Here is a 12369-nt window from a genome sequence, read left to right as displayed (position 1 = left end):
TTCTTCTGCCAGTTGCCGTTGCGGAAACTTTCGACTTGTGACTTCCAGCTAGCGCCAGTGCCAGTTGTCATCCCGCCAATAACTGCGATAGGGATAGGCCGAGTACCAATAGCGCAGGGTCATTTCCCGCCAGTCGTTCTTCCACTTGAAATAGGCGGCTTCGGAACTTTTGGCGGCGCGGGCCTGGGCCAGGAGTTGCATCGACTCCTGGTCGCCTTGGCCCGCGGCCATCGCCAGCCATTTCTCGGCTTCCTGCGGGTCCGCGCCCATTTCCTCAAGGCCGCCCAGGTAGAGGCCGCCGAGGGCCTTCTGCGCCTCCAGGTCCCCGCGCTCCGCGGCGCTGCGCATCCACTGCAGCGCCTGATAGCTGTCCTGGGCCACGCCATCCCCGCGGAAATAGCGCAGCCCCAGGTCGTAGGCCGCGCGCGGGTCGCTGGCGGCGAGGGACAGGAGCGCGCTCGAGGCTCGGTCCGCGTCGATATCCGTGGGGTTATTGCCGACAGCTGAAGATGACGCTGGGGGCTGTTGTGCTCCACAGCCTTGTTCATCGCAAACCGGCTTCGGGTCGTTTGTCGTGCACGCAATCAGCAACAAGGGAAACAGCAGGAGGGGAATCTTTGGATTCATGGGAGTTCCCTGCGGGGCGTTTATTGTGATTTCCGCTGTAGGCAACTTATGGCGGGGCAGGGGACAAAGTATCTTTCACGTCCGGTTCAAGGTGCAGGTGAGGTTTCTTTTGAGTCTTGTGAGATTTTTCTTAAAAATTCGGAAGTATCTCGGCAATATCTGAAATACGCGTTGGCCCGCTACTCTCGTGGCCTGCATTCGTGCATTGCTGGAAGGTCTTCGGCGGCCCTGTGCGCAACGTGTTCTCGACGTTGGTCATGCAGCCTTTGCTGCCGACGGGCGCTGCCGGTAAGATTCGCGTTTCTTTTTCAGCAGCTACGGGACGCCCGCCATGAGCATCAAATCGGACAAGTGGATTCGCCGCATGGCCCTGGAGCACGGGATGATCGAGCCCTTCGTCGAGCGCCAGGTGCGCGGCGCCGACGACAGCCGGGTGATCTCCTACGGCGTCTCCAGCTACGGCTACGACGTGCGCTGCGCCGCGGAATTCAAGGTGTTCACCAACATCCACTCGGCGGTGGTGGACCCGAAGAACTTCGACGAGAAGAGCTTCGTCGACATCAACAGCGACGTCTGCATCATCCCGCCGAACTCCTTCGCCCTGGCGCGCACCGTGGAGTACTTCCGCATCCCCCGCGACGTGCTGACCATCTGCCTGGGCAAGAGCACCTACGCGCGCTGCGGCATCATCGTCAACGTCACCCCGCTGGAGCCGGAGTGGGAAGGCCACGTGACCCTGGAGTTCTCCAACACCACCAACCTGCCGGCGAAGATCTATGCCCACGAGGGCGTGGCGCAGATGCTGTTCCTGCAGTCGGACGAGGCCTGCGAGGTGTCGTACAAGGATCGTGGGGGCAAGTACCAGGGGCAGACTGGGGTAACGCTGCCCAAGGCTTGAGGCTGAAGGCGGATGCGAGAAACCGGGCTTTGGCCCGGTTTTTTGTTGCCGGCTGACTCTTGACCTTCAGCCTGCTCAGGACAAGCCCCCTCTCCCTTCAGGGAGAGGGCTGGGGAGAGGGGACGGACTTCGACGATACGCCGGCGCTGGGCTTGGCCCCGTTCCCCCTCCCTAACCCTCCCCCGCAAGCGGGAGAGGGGACCGTTCGGTGTGAAGCGGGGCTACGGAGCTCCCTGTGAGACTATGGCGTTGCCGGCTGACTCCTGATCTTCAGCCTGCTCAGGACAGGCCCCCTCTCCCTCTGGGAGAGGGCTGGGGTGAGGGTGACGGACTTCGACGATACGCCGGCGCTGGGCTTGGCCCCGTTCCCCCACCCTAACCCTCCCCCGCAAGCGGGAGAGGGGACCGTTCGGTGTGAAGCGGGGCTACGGAGCTCCCTGCGAGACTATGGCGTTGCCGGCTGACTCCTGACCTTCAACCTGCTCAGGACAAGCCCCCTCTCCCTTCAGGGAGAGGGCTGGGGAGAGGGGACGGACTTCGACGACACGACGGAGCCGGGCTTGGCTCCGCTCCCCCACCCTAACCCTCCCCCGCAAGCGGGAGAGGGGACCGTTCGGTGTGAAGCGGGCTACGGAGCTCCCTGCGAGACTATGGCGTTGCCGGCTGACTCCTGATCTTCAGCCCGCTCAGGACAAGCCCCCTCTCCCTCCGGGAGAGGGCTGGGGTGAGGGGAACGGATTCCGATGGCACGCCAGCGCCGAGCCTGGCACCACCCCTACTTCAGATTCCCACTGAGAAACTGCCGCAACCGCTCGCTCTTCGGCTGGCCCAGCACCTCCTGCGGCGGCCCCTGTTCCTCGACGCGGCCCTGGTGGAGGAACAGCACCTGGCTGGAAACCTCGCGGGCGAAGGCCATTTCGTGGGTCACCAGGATCATGGTGCGGCCTTCCTCGGCCAGGGCCTTGATCACCTTGAGCACCTCGCCCACCAGTTCCGGGTCCAGCGCCGAGGTGGGTTCGTCGAACAGCATGATCTCCGGCTCCATCGCCAGCGCGCGGGCGATGGCCACGCGTTGCTGCTGGCCGCCGGAGAGGAAGGCCGGGTACTTGTCCTCCACCTGGGTCGGCAGGCCGACCTTGGCCAGGTAGCTGCGCGCGCGTTCCTCGGCTTCCTTGCGCTCGACGCCCAGGACGCGGCGCGGGGCCAGGGTGACGTTCTCCAGCACCGTCATGTGGCTCCACAGGTTGAAGTGCTGGAACACCATGGCCAGGCGCGTGCGAATGCGCTGCAACTGCGCCGCGTCGGCCACGCGCATGCCGCCGGGGCTGGCGACCATGCGGATTTCCTCGCCATCCAGGCTCATGCGGCCTTCGTCGGGCTGTTCGAGGAAGTTGATGCAGCGCAGGAAGGTGCTCTTTCCCGAGCCGCTGGCGCCGATCATGCTCACCACGTCGCCGGTGCGGGTCTCCAGGGACACCCCCTTGAGCACCTCGTTGTCGCCGTAGCGCTTGTACAGGCCTTCGATCTTCAGTGTGGTCATGGAGTCCTCAGGTTACGACCGCCGCGCGGCCGGGATGGGTTCAGCCATGGCTGGGGCCGAGGAAGGCCAGCCAGCGGCGTTCGGCGAGGCGGAACAGGCCGACCAGGGTGAAGGAGGTCACCAGGTACAGCGCCGCGGCTATGCCGAAGGACTGGAAGGAGAGGAAGGTGGCGGCGTTGGCGTCGCGGGCGATCTTCATGATGTCCGGCACCGTGGCGGTGAAGGCCACGGTAGTGGAGTGCAGCATGAGGATCACCTCGTTGCTGTAGTAGGGCAGCGCGCGGCGCAGCGCCGAGGGCATGATCACGTAGCGGTACAGGCGCCAGCCGCTCAGGCCGTAGGCGCGGGCCGCCTCGACCTCGCCGTGGGCGATGTTGCGGATGGCCCCGGCGAATATCTCGGTGGTGTAGGCGCAGGTGTTCAGGGCGAAGGCCAGCAGCGTGCAGTTCAGGCCGTTGCGGAAGAAGGCGTCGAGGATCGGCTGCTCGCGCACCGCCGCCACGCTGTAGATGCCGGTGTAGCAGACCAGCAACTGGATGTAGAGCGGCGTGCCGCGGAACACGTAAGTGTAGAACTGCACCGGCCAGCGCAGCAGCGGGTTGCGCGAGACGCGGGCGATGGACAGGGGAATGGCGAAGGTGAAGCCGAAGGCGATGGACACCGTCAGCAGCCAGAGCGTCATGGCCAGGCCGGTGATGTGGTAGCCGTCGCTCCAGAGGAAGGCCTTGCCGTACTGCTGCAGCAACTCGATCATCGCAGGGCCTCGCGCACGCCGATGGCGTAGCGGCGCTCAAGGGCGTTGAGCACGATGTTGGAGACGGTGGTGAAGAGCAGGTAGATGGCCCCGGCCACCAGCAGGAAGAACAGCAGGCGGTAGCTGCTCTTGCCGGCGTCCTGGGCGGCGCGCACCACGTCGGAGAGGCCGATGATGGAGACCAGCGCGGTGGACTTGATCAGCACCATCCAGTTGTTGCCCACCCCCGGCAGGGCGAAGCGCATCATCTGCGGGAAGAGCACGAAGCGGAAGCGCTGCAGGCGCGTCAGGCCGTAGGCGCTGGCCGCCTCCAGCTGACCGCGCGGCACGGCGAGGATGGCGCCGCGGAAGGTCTCGGTGAAGTAGGCGCCGTAGATGAAGCCGAGGGTGATGATGCCGGCGCTGAAGGGGTCGATCTCGATGTAGTCCCATTCCATGTAGTCGGTCAGGTCCGCCAGCCAGGTCTGCAGGCTGTAGAAGATCAGCAGCATCAGCACCAGGTCGGGCACCCCGCGGATCAGCGTGGTGTAGCAGGTGGCGGGGAAGCGCAGCAGCCTGGAGCCGGACAGCTTGGCGCTGGCGCCCAGCAGGCCGAGGGTCACCGACAGCAGCAGCGAGCAGATCGACAGCTTGACGGTCATCCAGGTGCCGTCGAGGAGGATGGAGCCGTAGCCCTTGAGGCTCATGGTCTCGGCCAGGGTACGGAAGAAGTCCTGGAGCATGCGCAGGCAACTCCTTGTGCGGCGTTATCAGCAGAATAGACCGCACCCGGCAGCCGCCAAGGCAGCCGGGTGCGGTGGCGCGGGTCAGTCGTTGTAGATGTCGATATCGCCGAAGTATTTCTTCTGCAGCTTGTCGTAGGTGCCGTCGGCGTGGATCGCCTTGATGCCCTTGTTGATCATCTCGCGCAGTTCGTTGTTGCCCTTCTTGATGCCGATGGCGATGTCGGCCGGCATCAGCGGGTCATGCACCGGCTTGCTGATCTCGAAGCCCTTGCCCTGGTCGGTGGTGAGGAAGCCCTGCTCGGCCTGCAGCATGTCCTGCAGCGAGACGTCCAGGCGCCCGGACACCAGGTCGGCGTAGACCTGGTCCTGGTTCTGGTAGCTCTTCACGTTGACCCCGGCCGGCTCCAGCTTGGCCTTGGCGAAGGTTTCCTGGATGGTGCCCTGCTCGACGCCGACGGTCTTGCCCTTGAGCGATGCGGCGGTGGCCTCCAGGCCCGAGCCCTTCTTGCTGATCATCGCGGTGGGGCTGGTGAACAGCTTGTCGCTGAAGTCGATTTCCTTCTGGCGCGCCTCGGTGACGGTCATCGAGGAGATCACGCCATCGAACTTGCGAGCCTTCAGGCCCGGGATCATGCCGTCGAAGTCGTTGGCCATCCACACGCACTTGACCTTCAGGTGCTCGCAGATGGCGTTGCCCAGATCGATGTCGAAGCCGACCAGGCTGCCGTCAGGCGCCTTGGATTCGAAGGGCGCGTAGGACGGGTCGGTGGCGAAGCGGATTTCTTTCCATTCCTTGGCCTGCAAAGCTCCGGCGCCAGCCAGCAGCACCAGGGCGGAGAGGGTCAGCCATGCTTTTTTCATCGGTTGGAATCCTTGGTGGTTGATTCAAGCAGTGGAACCAAAGGCATAACATCAATGTGACAGCAAGTTTCGAACCAGAGGCGCAACCACGGGCCTCGGCGGTAGGAGACGGACGACAGGCGCGTTCCTACGACAGGTATAGCAGCCGGTCGGGGAAGGGATGCCCCATGACGGGGCGAGGAGGCGGGGTTTTCGGTAACAGCCTGGTGCGCCGGTTGTGGCGTGGGCAGCAAAAAAGAAAGGCACCCGAGGGTGCCTTGAAGATGATCATGGAGTAAGTCGACAGATCCGACCCGCCGGCGCGGCGGAAGTTCCGCGCCGCGCGCTCATTTCTGCGGGACGAGGGTCAGGCGCTTGCTGCCGTAGACGCGGTCGAGGTTCTGGCTCTGGAACGGGAAGCTCATGTAGTCGCCCTTCAGCCAGGCGTCGATGCCGTCGGCGTAGTGCGGGCTGGCCGGGTTGCCGGACTGGCCGCTGCTGTTGACGCCGAGCATGGGCTCGCTCTGGCCGAAGTCGACGACGATGCGCATGGCCGGGATCAGCCAGGTGTCGAAGTTCTGGCCCCAGTTGTAGGCAGAAACGTTCAGCGTGCTGTGGTCGCCGCCGGCCGGGTAGGGGCCGCGGTCCAGGTAGCCCTTGATGGCGCCCAGGCCGGCGCGCTGTCCGGCGTCCAGGTAGGGCGCCATCTTGGTGCCGTCGCTGACCCAGTTGTAGGTGTGCAGCTTGCCCCACTGCCAGGCATGGCGGTCGGCGCCGAGCTTCTGCTCGCAGAAGGCGGTGGCGGCGGCCAGGCTGCGCGCGAGGATGGCTGGCTTGTCTTCCTTCTGCGGCGTTTTCACGTCGTCCCAGAAGGGGCTGTCGTCGCGGCCCAGCAGGTGGTCGGCCTGGGCCGAGTAGGAGAGGTCGGCGTTCTGCACGAAGGCCTTCCAGGCCGGGCTGTCTTCCGGGCCGAGTTCGTCGAGGAAGATCTGCTTCGCGCTTTCCTGCAGGAAGGCTTCGTAGAGGGCGGCGTCGGCGGAGTTGGCGGATAGCTTGCCGTCGAAGGCCATCAGCCGGTCCAGGGCCTCGCGGGCGCGCTCGCGCTGGCCCTCGGGCAGCGCCTGGATCGCCTGCTTCAGCGGCGCGGCCATGCCGGGCGCGTCGAGCATGCCCTGCAGCTTGGCGGCGAAGGGCGTGCTCTGGTCGTACTGCATGGCGATCATGCTGCGCGCGTCGTGGCGGTTGCTGGCGTTGGCCAACTGGGCGATGCGCTCGGCGCGTTCGGGGTAGTACCAGGAGCTGGACAGCTGCGCGCCGTAGCCGGGCTGCACGGTGCGGTTGTTGGCGGTGCCCAGCCAGCCCTGCTGCGGGTCCTGGTCGGAGGGGTGGAGGATCGGGTCGGCATAGCCGTCCCAGTCGTAGCGCCCGTCCCAGCCGGGGGAGGGCAGCAGGCCGCGGCCGTCCTTGCGGTTGGGGAAGCGCCCGGTGACCTGCCAGCCGATGTGCTTCTCGTCGGCGAATACGATGTTCAGCGGCATGGCGCGGACTTCGCGGGTGGCATCGAAGGCCTGCTCGACGCTCTTGGCCCGGGACAGGTCGAAGAAGGCGTCCAGGCTCTTGTCCGACACCGCCTGGATGCTCTGGTAGGCCAGGCCGTAGCTGCTGCTCATCGGCAGCGGCTGCAGGTCGTTCTTCTTCGCGCCGAGCAGGGCGCTGTTGAGCAGCGGGCCGTGGCGGGTTTCGTAGAGGGTCTCGCGCACCGGGCGCTGGCCCTTGATGAAGAAGGTCTCGACGCGCTCGCTGGCCGGCTTCCACTGGCCGTCGGCCAGGTAGTAGAGCTTGCCGCCCTGGCGCCGTACTTGTTCGAGGAAGACGTCCTGGTTGTCGCCCATGACCATGGTCATGCCCCAGGCCAGCTTGCCGTTGAAGCCGGCCACCACGCCGGGCACGCCGGCGATGGTGACGCCGGCGGCGCTGTACTTCGGCGAGCGGATCTGCATGAAGTTCCAGATCGACGGCATCGACAGCGGCAGATGGGTGTCGTTGGCCAGCAGGCTCTTGCCGCTGCGGCTGCGCTGCGGGGCGATGGCCCAGTTGTTGGAGGCGGCCACGCCGAGCATCTGCAGCCCGGCCACGGCCTCGGCGGCGCCACCGACCTCGGCCAGGCCGGGAATCTGCCCGGCGAGGTTCAGGCCCTTGAGCTTGTCGGCCTCGGCGAAGGGCAGTTCCTCGTCGGGGTAGATGGGCGTGAGCCAGGCGAGCTTCCCGGCGCCGACCTTCTGCGCGAGCACCAGCGAATCCAGTTCCTCCTGCAGGTTCACCGCCAGGCCGAAGTTGAGCAGGGCGAAGACCAGCGCCGAATCCTCGGGTTTCCAGTATTCCGGGCGGTAGCCGGACTCGGCGACGTCCATCGGCAACTTGTCGCGGTAGCGGAACAGGTAGGCGTTGACGCCGCGCGCGTAGGTTTCGAAGAAACGCTTCAGGCGCGGCGAGGAGCCGGCGTAGAGGGCATTGGCGGCCTGCCTGAGGTTGACCGTGCGCATGAAGCGGTCGATCTCCAGGGCGCCCGGGCCGACCATCTCCGACAGCCGCCCCTGGGCCATCAGGCGCAGGCCGACCATCTGGCCGATGCGGTCGCTGGCATGCACGTAGCCCATGGCGAAAAGCGCGTCGTGGAAGGTGCTGGTCTCGATCAGCGGCATGCCCAGGGCATTGCGGCGCACCGACACGCTTTCGGCCAGGCCCTTGATCGGCTGCACGCCGGAGGTGGGCGGCAGGCTGTCGGCGTAGCGGTCGTTCAGCCAGGTCTGACAGCCTGTCAGGCTGACGGCGGCGCTGAGGGTGGCGGCGAGGCCGAGTCGGGGAAGCGGGCGGAAGGCTCGCGAGGCCATGGAAGCGTGCTCCTGCACAGGGCTTGCGGAAAGCCGCTACGTTAGAGAGCCGCGCACCTTCGCGCAAGCCGCGGGGGCAGGGAATTCGCGGGGTGTGGGTGGTTCGGGAGGGTGCGTCGGGGATGTTCGCGAGAACGGGTGTTCGTGCCGCCGGGGCGTCCGGCGTGGCCGGTGAATCCAATCGCGGACGGAGTCCGCTCCTACCTCACCGGCACACAAGGCCCCGTAGGATGGTGTTGAGCGAAGCGATACCCATCACCACGACCGCATGGGTTTCGCCGAGGCTCAACCCATCCGTTGAGGCGCGCCTCGGCGCCGCCGGCAAGACAGTTGTTCCTACGCCCTCCGGCAAATACGACGCCGCGTAGGATGGCGTTGAGCGAAGCGATACCCATCACCACGACCGCATGGGTTTCGCCAAGGCTCAACCCATCCTACGAAGAGCGCCTCGGCGCCGCCGGTAAGACAGTTGTTCCTACGCCCTCCGGCAAATACGACGCCGCGTAGGATGGTGTTGAGCGAAGCGATACCCATCACCACGACCGCATGGGTTTCGCCAAGGCTCAACCCATCCTACGAAGAGCGCCTCGGCGCCGCCGGTAAGACAGTTGCTCCTACGCCCTCCGGCAAATACGACGCCGCGTAGGATGGTGTTGAGCGAAGCGATACCCATCACCACGACCGCATGGGTTTCGCCGAGGCTCAACCCATCCTACGAAGAGCGCCTTGGCGCAGTCGGCACTACGATCACCGGGGAGGCATGGCATTTCCCTCGTGGGAGCGGATTGCTCCTACAGGGGGTTTTTGTGCCCGCCGGAAACGAAAACGCCGTTTCCCCTCACGGAAGAAACGGCGTTCTCACCTAGCCCACCCGCCTCAGGCGCCGTGGCACTTCTTGAACTTGGCGCCGCTGCCACAGGGGCACGGATCGTTGCGGCCAACGTCCTTCAGCGGATTACGCACCGGCTCGTGGCTGTGGTTGCAGTGCGGGCCGTGCACGTGGTGGTGATGGTCATGATCATGGTCGTGGTTGCAGTCGGGACCATGTACATGGGGTTCCTGGCTCATGGGTGCCTCACTCCGGGATGAAATCGCCGGGGATTATCTCGCCATTGCGCGCGATATGCACGGTGCGGCCGAACAGCAGGCCGGTCTTCACGTCGCCTTCGAGGCTGTAGCGGATCGGCTTGTCCGGGTCTTCCAGCAGCTTGACGATGTACTTCATGTGCCGCCAGAGGTTGGTCTGCACCGGTACCTCGAAGAACTGCCGGCCATTGGCGGGCACGGTGAACCAGACGCTGGATTCGCCTTCGGCCAGGTCGACGTCGTTCAGCTTGACCTTGTAGGCCAGGCCGCGCACCGGCAGGCTGAAGTCGTTCGGGTTGTCGATACGGAAGTGCAGTGTGAACTGTTGCTCTAGCAGGCGGGCTTTCACCACGTCCACTTTCATCAGCTTCACGTCGGGGCTTTCGAAGCTACCGGTCATCCAGCTGCAACCGGAGAGGAGCGCGAAAATCCAGACTAGGCTGATAATTCTTATCGTTTGCGCCTGATAATTCATTTCAATCCCCCAAGACGTCCCAGTGTACCAAGCGGCTGCTTGGCCGCAAGTTGTTGTTGCGTTAAAAGAAGTTGTCCCATACTGGGCCGCCCGTCGGCAGACGGGAGAACACAGGAGTGTGATGGATGAGCCGTTACGAAATCGTCTTTTCCGGTCAGACGCTTCCAGGCGCCGATCCGGAAGCGGTGAAGGCCAACCTGGCCAAGCTGTTCCAGGCCGATGCGCAACGCATCGCCCTGCTGTTTTCCGGCCGCCGCCTGGTGCTGAAGAATAACCTCGACGCCACCGCCGCCGACAAGTACCGAGCCGCTCTGGAACGGGCCGGCGCGCGCGTCGAGGTGGTGGACATGGCCCCCGCGGTGGAGGAGATCGAACTGGCCCCGCCGCCCGCCGCCGAACCCGCTCCTACCCCGGCACCGGCCGCGGCTACGCCGGGACGGCTGAAGGTGGCCCCGCGCGACGAGTACATGGCGGCCTTCGCCGAGGTGGACGCGCCGGACTTCGGCCTGGCCCCGGTGGGCGCCGACCTGCAGGACGACAAGGCCGAGCCGCGCGCGCCGCAGGTCGACCTCAGCCAGTTCAGCCTGGCCCCGGTGGGCAGCGACATGGGCCAGGCCAAGGCGGACCCCGCCGCGCCGGCGCCCGACACCAGCCATCTGAAGCTGGCCGACTGAGCGCTCAGCCGTTCTGCTGGGGATCGTCCTTGTAGACGAACTTGGGCATTTCCCAGTGGAAACGGATCGCCAGCAGGCGGAACAGGAAGCCGGCGAACAGGGTGATCAGCATGGCCTGCTCGTTGGGCAGCTCCAGCTGGATGCAGATCAGGTAGCACCAGGCGCTGGCGAAGGACACGCTGGCGTACAGCTCGCGGCGGAAGATCAGCGGCACGTCGTTGCAGAAGATGTCGCGCAGGATGCCGCCGAACACCCCGGTGATCACCCCGCTAACCGCGGCGATCAGCAGGCTGTGGCCCATCTCCAGGCCGACCTGGCAGCCGATCAGGGTGAAGGCCACCAGGCCGATGGCGTCGAGCACCAGGAACAGCGAGCGCAGGTGGCGCATCAGCGGCGCGATGAACACCGTGACCAGCGCGGCGCCGGCGGTGAGCGCCAGGTATTCCGGGTGGCGCACCCAGGTCAGCGGGTAGTGCCCCAGCAGCATGTCGCGCATCGAGCCGCCGCCCAGGGCGGTGACGCAGGCCACCAGCACCACGCCGAACAGGTCCATGCTGCGGCGCCCGGCCGAAAGCGCGCCGGTCATGGCCTCGGCGATGATGGCGATGATGTAGAGGGTGGTCAGCAGCATGGCGGGGCCCGCGGAAAAGCGCGCATTCTAGCCGATGGGCCCGATGCACCCAATGGGTGCATGCGGTGTCCCTTTTTGGTGGCAATGAATCCTTTGCTATCCACGCCCGCCGGAAGGCCGCCGGCTACCGGTGCAAGAGAAACGCTGACGTAGGATGGGTTGAGCTTGCGATACCCATCACCATGGCCGCATGGGTATCGCTTCGCTCAACCCATCCTACGAGGCACGCCCCGGTGCGTCCGCCGTGTCAACCGATCCACGGCCCGCAGCATTTCTTCAGCTTGCCGCCGGCGCCGCACGGGCAGGGATCGTTGCGGCCCAGCTTGAGCGGCACCGTCGAGTCGAGGAAATACCAGCGGCCGTCGCGCTGGACGAAGCCGGAGCATTCGCGGTGGCTGTGCTCGCCGTTGGCGTCGTGCCAGCGCGCGGTGAAGGTGACGCGGGCATGCTCGGGCGTGCCGCCGAGCACCTCGTGGCTTTCCACCTCCAGGCCCAGCCAGGTGCTGCCCAGGCTCCAGGCGCGGATGGCCTCCAGGTCCAGGCCGGGCTGCTGGGCCGGCAGCGTGGTGTCGCGCAGGTAGTCCACCAGGCCCAGGGCGTAGGCGCTGTAGCGCGAACGCATCAGCGCCTCGGCGGTGGGCGCCGGCTGGCCGGCGTGCAGGCGGCCGCAGCAGTCCGCCAGGGACAGGCCGCTTCCACAGGGGCAGCAGGGCTCGGTCATGGTCACCACCAGTACTTGCCGAAGTTTTCCGGGTTGGCCCAGAACTTGGCGTTCAGCCAATCCGGGACCTGCTTGTATTCACGCAGATCGTAGGTGAACAGCGTGAGTGTCTGATCGTCGCGCTGGAAGCGTTCGCTGGCCTGCATGCCCAGGGCGTAGAAGTCGATTTCGGCGACGCCGGCTTCGGCCAGGTCGACCAGCACGGCGACGCGGCTGCTGTTGAGGTTGCGGATGCCGCCGACCAGTTGCAGCGCCGCGCGGCGCTCCAGGTGTTCCAGGCAGTCGGCCAGCAGCGCCAGGTCGTAACGCTGCGCCGCCAGTTCCGCCGGCAGCTCGCCCGCGGCGGCGCCGTGCACCTGGCAATCGGGGTGGGCCTGGCGGAAGGCTTCCACGGCGGGAATGCCGCTGGCGCCTACCAGCAGCAGGCGTTGCGGGGCGTAGCGGTCGAGCAGGGCGGCCAGCGCCTGCTGGGGCGTGCGATCGGAAATCATCGGTGTGCGGAAACTC

General features: G+C 65.9%; 13 protein-coding genes. 2 read left to right on the top strand and 11 right to left on the bottom strand.

Annotated elements, in window-relative coordinates; genetic code table 11:
* Positions 1–48 precede the first annotated feature (48 nt).
* Positions 49–627 carry a tetratricopeptide repeat protein gene (locus PM1_RS23235; protein ID WP_009620711.1) on the bottom strand — a complete coding sequence of 193 codons (579 nt, stop codon included), beginning with the start codon at positions 625–627 and terminating at the stop codon, positions 49–51.
* 331 nt (positions 628–958) lie between these two features.
* Here PM1_RS23235 and dcd point away from each other — a divergent pair, with 331 nt between their 5' ends.
* Positions 959–1525 (top strand): dCTP deaminase, encoded by a 567-nt coding sequence (dcd, locus tag PM1_RS23230; RefSeq protein WP_009620709.1) that lies wholly within the window; start codon positions 959–961, stop codon positions 1523–1525.
* 775 nt (positions 1526–2300) lie between these two features.
* On the opposite strand, the gene PM1_RS23225 is transcribed toward dcd, so the two are convergent.
* The 7 genes from PM1_RS23225 to PM1_RS23195 form a co-directional block, all read right to left on the bottom strand.
* A complete protein-coding gene (locus PM1_RS23225; RefSeq protein WP_009620708.1) occupies positions 2301–3065 on the bottom strand; it encodes an ABC transporter ATP-binding protein in 765 nt (254 codons plus the stop codon).
* A gap of 40 nt (positions 3066–3105) precedes the next feature.
* Complete coding sequence (locus PM1_RS23220) at positions 3106–3819, bottom strand: ABC transporter permease (RefSeq protein WP_009620706.1); 714 nt, start codon at positions 3817–3819, stop codon at positions 3106–3108.
* Positions 3816–4541 (bottom strand): ABC transporter permease, encoded by a 726-nt coding sequence (locus PM1_RS23215; RefSeq protein ID WP_009620704.1) that lies wholly within the window; start codon positions 4539–4541, stop codon positions 3816–3818. Before PM1_RS23215 ends, PM1_RS23220 begins: the two co-directional genes overlap by 4 nt.
* 84 nt (positions 4542–4625) lie before the next feature.
* Positions 4626–5405, bottom strand: coding sequence for an ABC transporter substrate-binding protein (locus PM1_RS23210; protein ID WP_009620702.1), 780 nt, complete (start codon positions 5403–5405; stop codon positions 4626–4628).
* A gap of 326 nt (positions 5406–5731) precedes the next feature.
* On the bottom strand, positions 5732–8275 hold the full coding sequence (locus PM1_RS23205; RefSeq protein WP_009620700.1) for a penicillin acylase family protein: 2544 nt from the start codon (positions 8273–8275) through the stop codon (positions 5732–5734).
* 876 nt (positions 8276–9151) lie between these two features.
* On the bottom strand, positions 9152–9343 hold the full coding sequence (locus PM1_RS23200; RefSeq protein WP_009620699.1) for an SEC-C metal-binding domain-containing protein: 192 nt from the start codon (positions 9341–9343) through the stop codon (positions 9152–9154).
* 7 nt (positions 9344–9350) lie between these two features.
* Positions 9351–9836 (bottom strand): LEA type 2 family protein, encoded by a 486-nt coding sequence (locus PM1_RS23195; RefSeq protein ID WP_009620697.1) that lies wholly within the window; start codon positions 9834–9836, stop codon positions 9351–9353.
* 125 nt (positions 9837–9961) lie between these two features.
* On the opposite strand from PM1_RS23195, the gene PM1_RS23190 reads away from it, so the two are divergent.
* Positions 9962–10510 carry a hypothetical protein gene (locus PM1_RS23190; protein WP_009620695.1) on the top strand — a complete coding sequence of 183 codons (549 nt, stop codon included), beginning with the start codon at positions 9962–9964 and terminating at the stop codon, positions 10508–10510.
* 4 nt (positions 10511–10514) lie between these two features.
* Here PM1_RS23190 and PM1_RS23185 read toward each other — a convergent pair whose 3' ends face one another.
* From PM1_RS23185 to PM1_RS23175, 3 genes are all read right to left on the bottom strand, one after another.
* Positions 10515–11141, bottom strand: a complete 627-nt coding sequence (locus tag PM1_RS23185) for a trimeric intracellular cation channel family protein (RefSeq protein ID WP_009620693.1) — start codon at positions 11139–11141, stop codon at positions 10515–10517.
* Positions 11142–11388: 247 nt separating this feature from the next.
* A complete protein-coding gene (locus tag PM1_RS23180; protein ID WP_009620691.1) occupies positions 11389–11862 on the bottom strand; it encodes a YchJ family protein in 474 nt (157 codons plus the stop codon).
* 2 nt (positions 11863–11864) lie between these two features.
* Complete coding sequence (locus PM1_RS23175; protein WP_009620689.1) at positions 11865–12353, bottom strand: DUF6231 family protein; 489 nt, start codon at positions 12351–12353, stop codon at positions 11865–11867.
* Positions 12354–12369 lie beyond the last annotated feature (16 nt).

Source organism: Pseudomonas sp. M1, assembly GCF_022760135.1.
Taxonomy (GTDB): domain Bacteria; phylum Pseudomonadota; class Gammaproteobacteria; order Pseudomonadales; family Pseudomonadaceae; genus Pseudomonas; species Pseudomonas citronellolis.
This window is presented reverse-complemented; position numbering and strand designations above follow the sequence as displayed.

Coding starts and splice junctions, on each gene's coding strand:
- PM1_RS23235 (WP_009620711.1), bottom strand. CDS start 627: ATGAATCCAAAGATTCCCCTCCTGCTGTTTCCCTTGTTGCTGATTGCG.
- dcd (WP_009620709.1), top strand. CDS start 959: ATGAGCATCAAATCGGACAAGTGGATTCGCCGCATGGCCCTGGAGCAC.
- PM1_RS23225 (WP_009620708.1), bottom strand. CDS start 3,065: ATGACCACACTGAAGATCGAAGGCCTGTACAAGCGCTACGGCGACAAC.
- PM1_RS23220 (WP_009620706.1), bottom strand. CDS start 3,819: ATGATCGAGTTGCTGCAGCAGTACGGCAAGGCCTTCCTCTGGAGCGAC.
- PM1_RS23215 (WP_009620704.1), bottom strand. CDS start 4,541: ATGCTCCAGGACTTCTTCCGTACCCTGGCCGAGACCATGAGCCTCAAG.
- PM1_RS23210 (WP_009620702.1), bottom strand. CDS start 5,405: ATGAAAAAAGCATGGCTGACCCTCTCCGCCCTGGTGCTGCTGGCTGGC.
- PM1_RS23205 (WP_009620700.1), bottom strand. CDS start 8,275: ATGGCCTCGCGAGCCTTCCGCCCGCTTCCCCGACTCGGCCTCGCCGCC.
- PM1_RS23200 (WP_009620699.1), bottom strand. CDS start 9,343: ATGAGCCAGGAACCCCATGTACATGGTCCCGACTGCAACCACGACCAT.
- PM1_RS23195 (WP_009620697.1), bottom strand. CDS start 9,836: ATGAATTATCAGGCGCAAACGATAAGAATTATCAGCCTAGTCTGGATT.
- PM1_RS23190 (WP_009620695.1), top strand. CDS start 9,962: ATGAGCCGTTACGAAATCGTCTTTTCCGGTCAGACGCTTCCAGGCGCC.
- PM1_RS23185 (WP_009620693.1), bottom strand. CDS start 11,141: ATGCTGCTGACCACCCTCTACATCATCGCCATCATCGCCGAGGCCATG.
- PM1_RS23180 (WP_009620691.1), bottom strand. CDS start 11,862: ATGACCGAGCCCTGCTGCCCCTGTGGAAGCGGCCTGTCCCTGGCGGAC.
- PM1_RS23175 (WP_009620689.1), bottom strand. CDS start 12,353: ATGATTTCCGATCGCACGCCCCAGCAGGCGCTGGCCGCCCTGCTCGAC.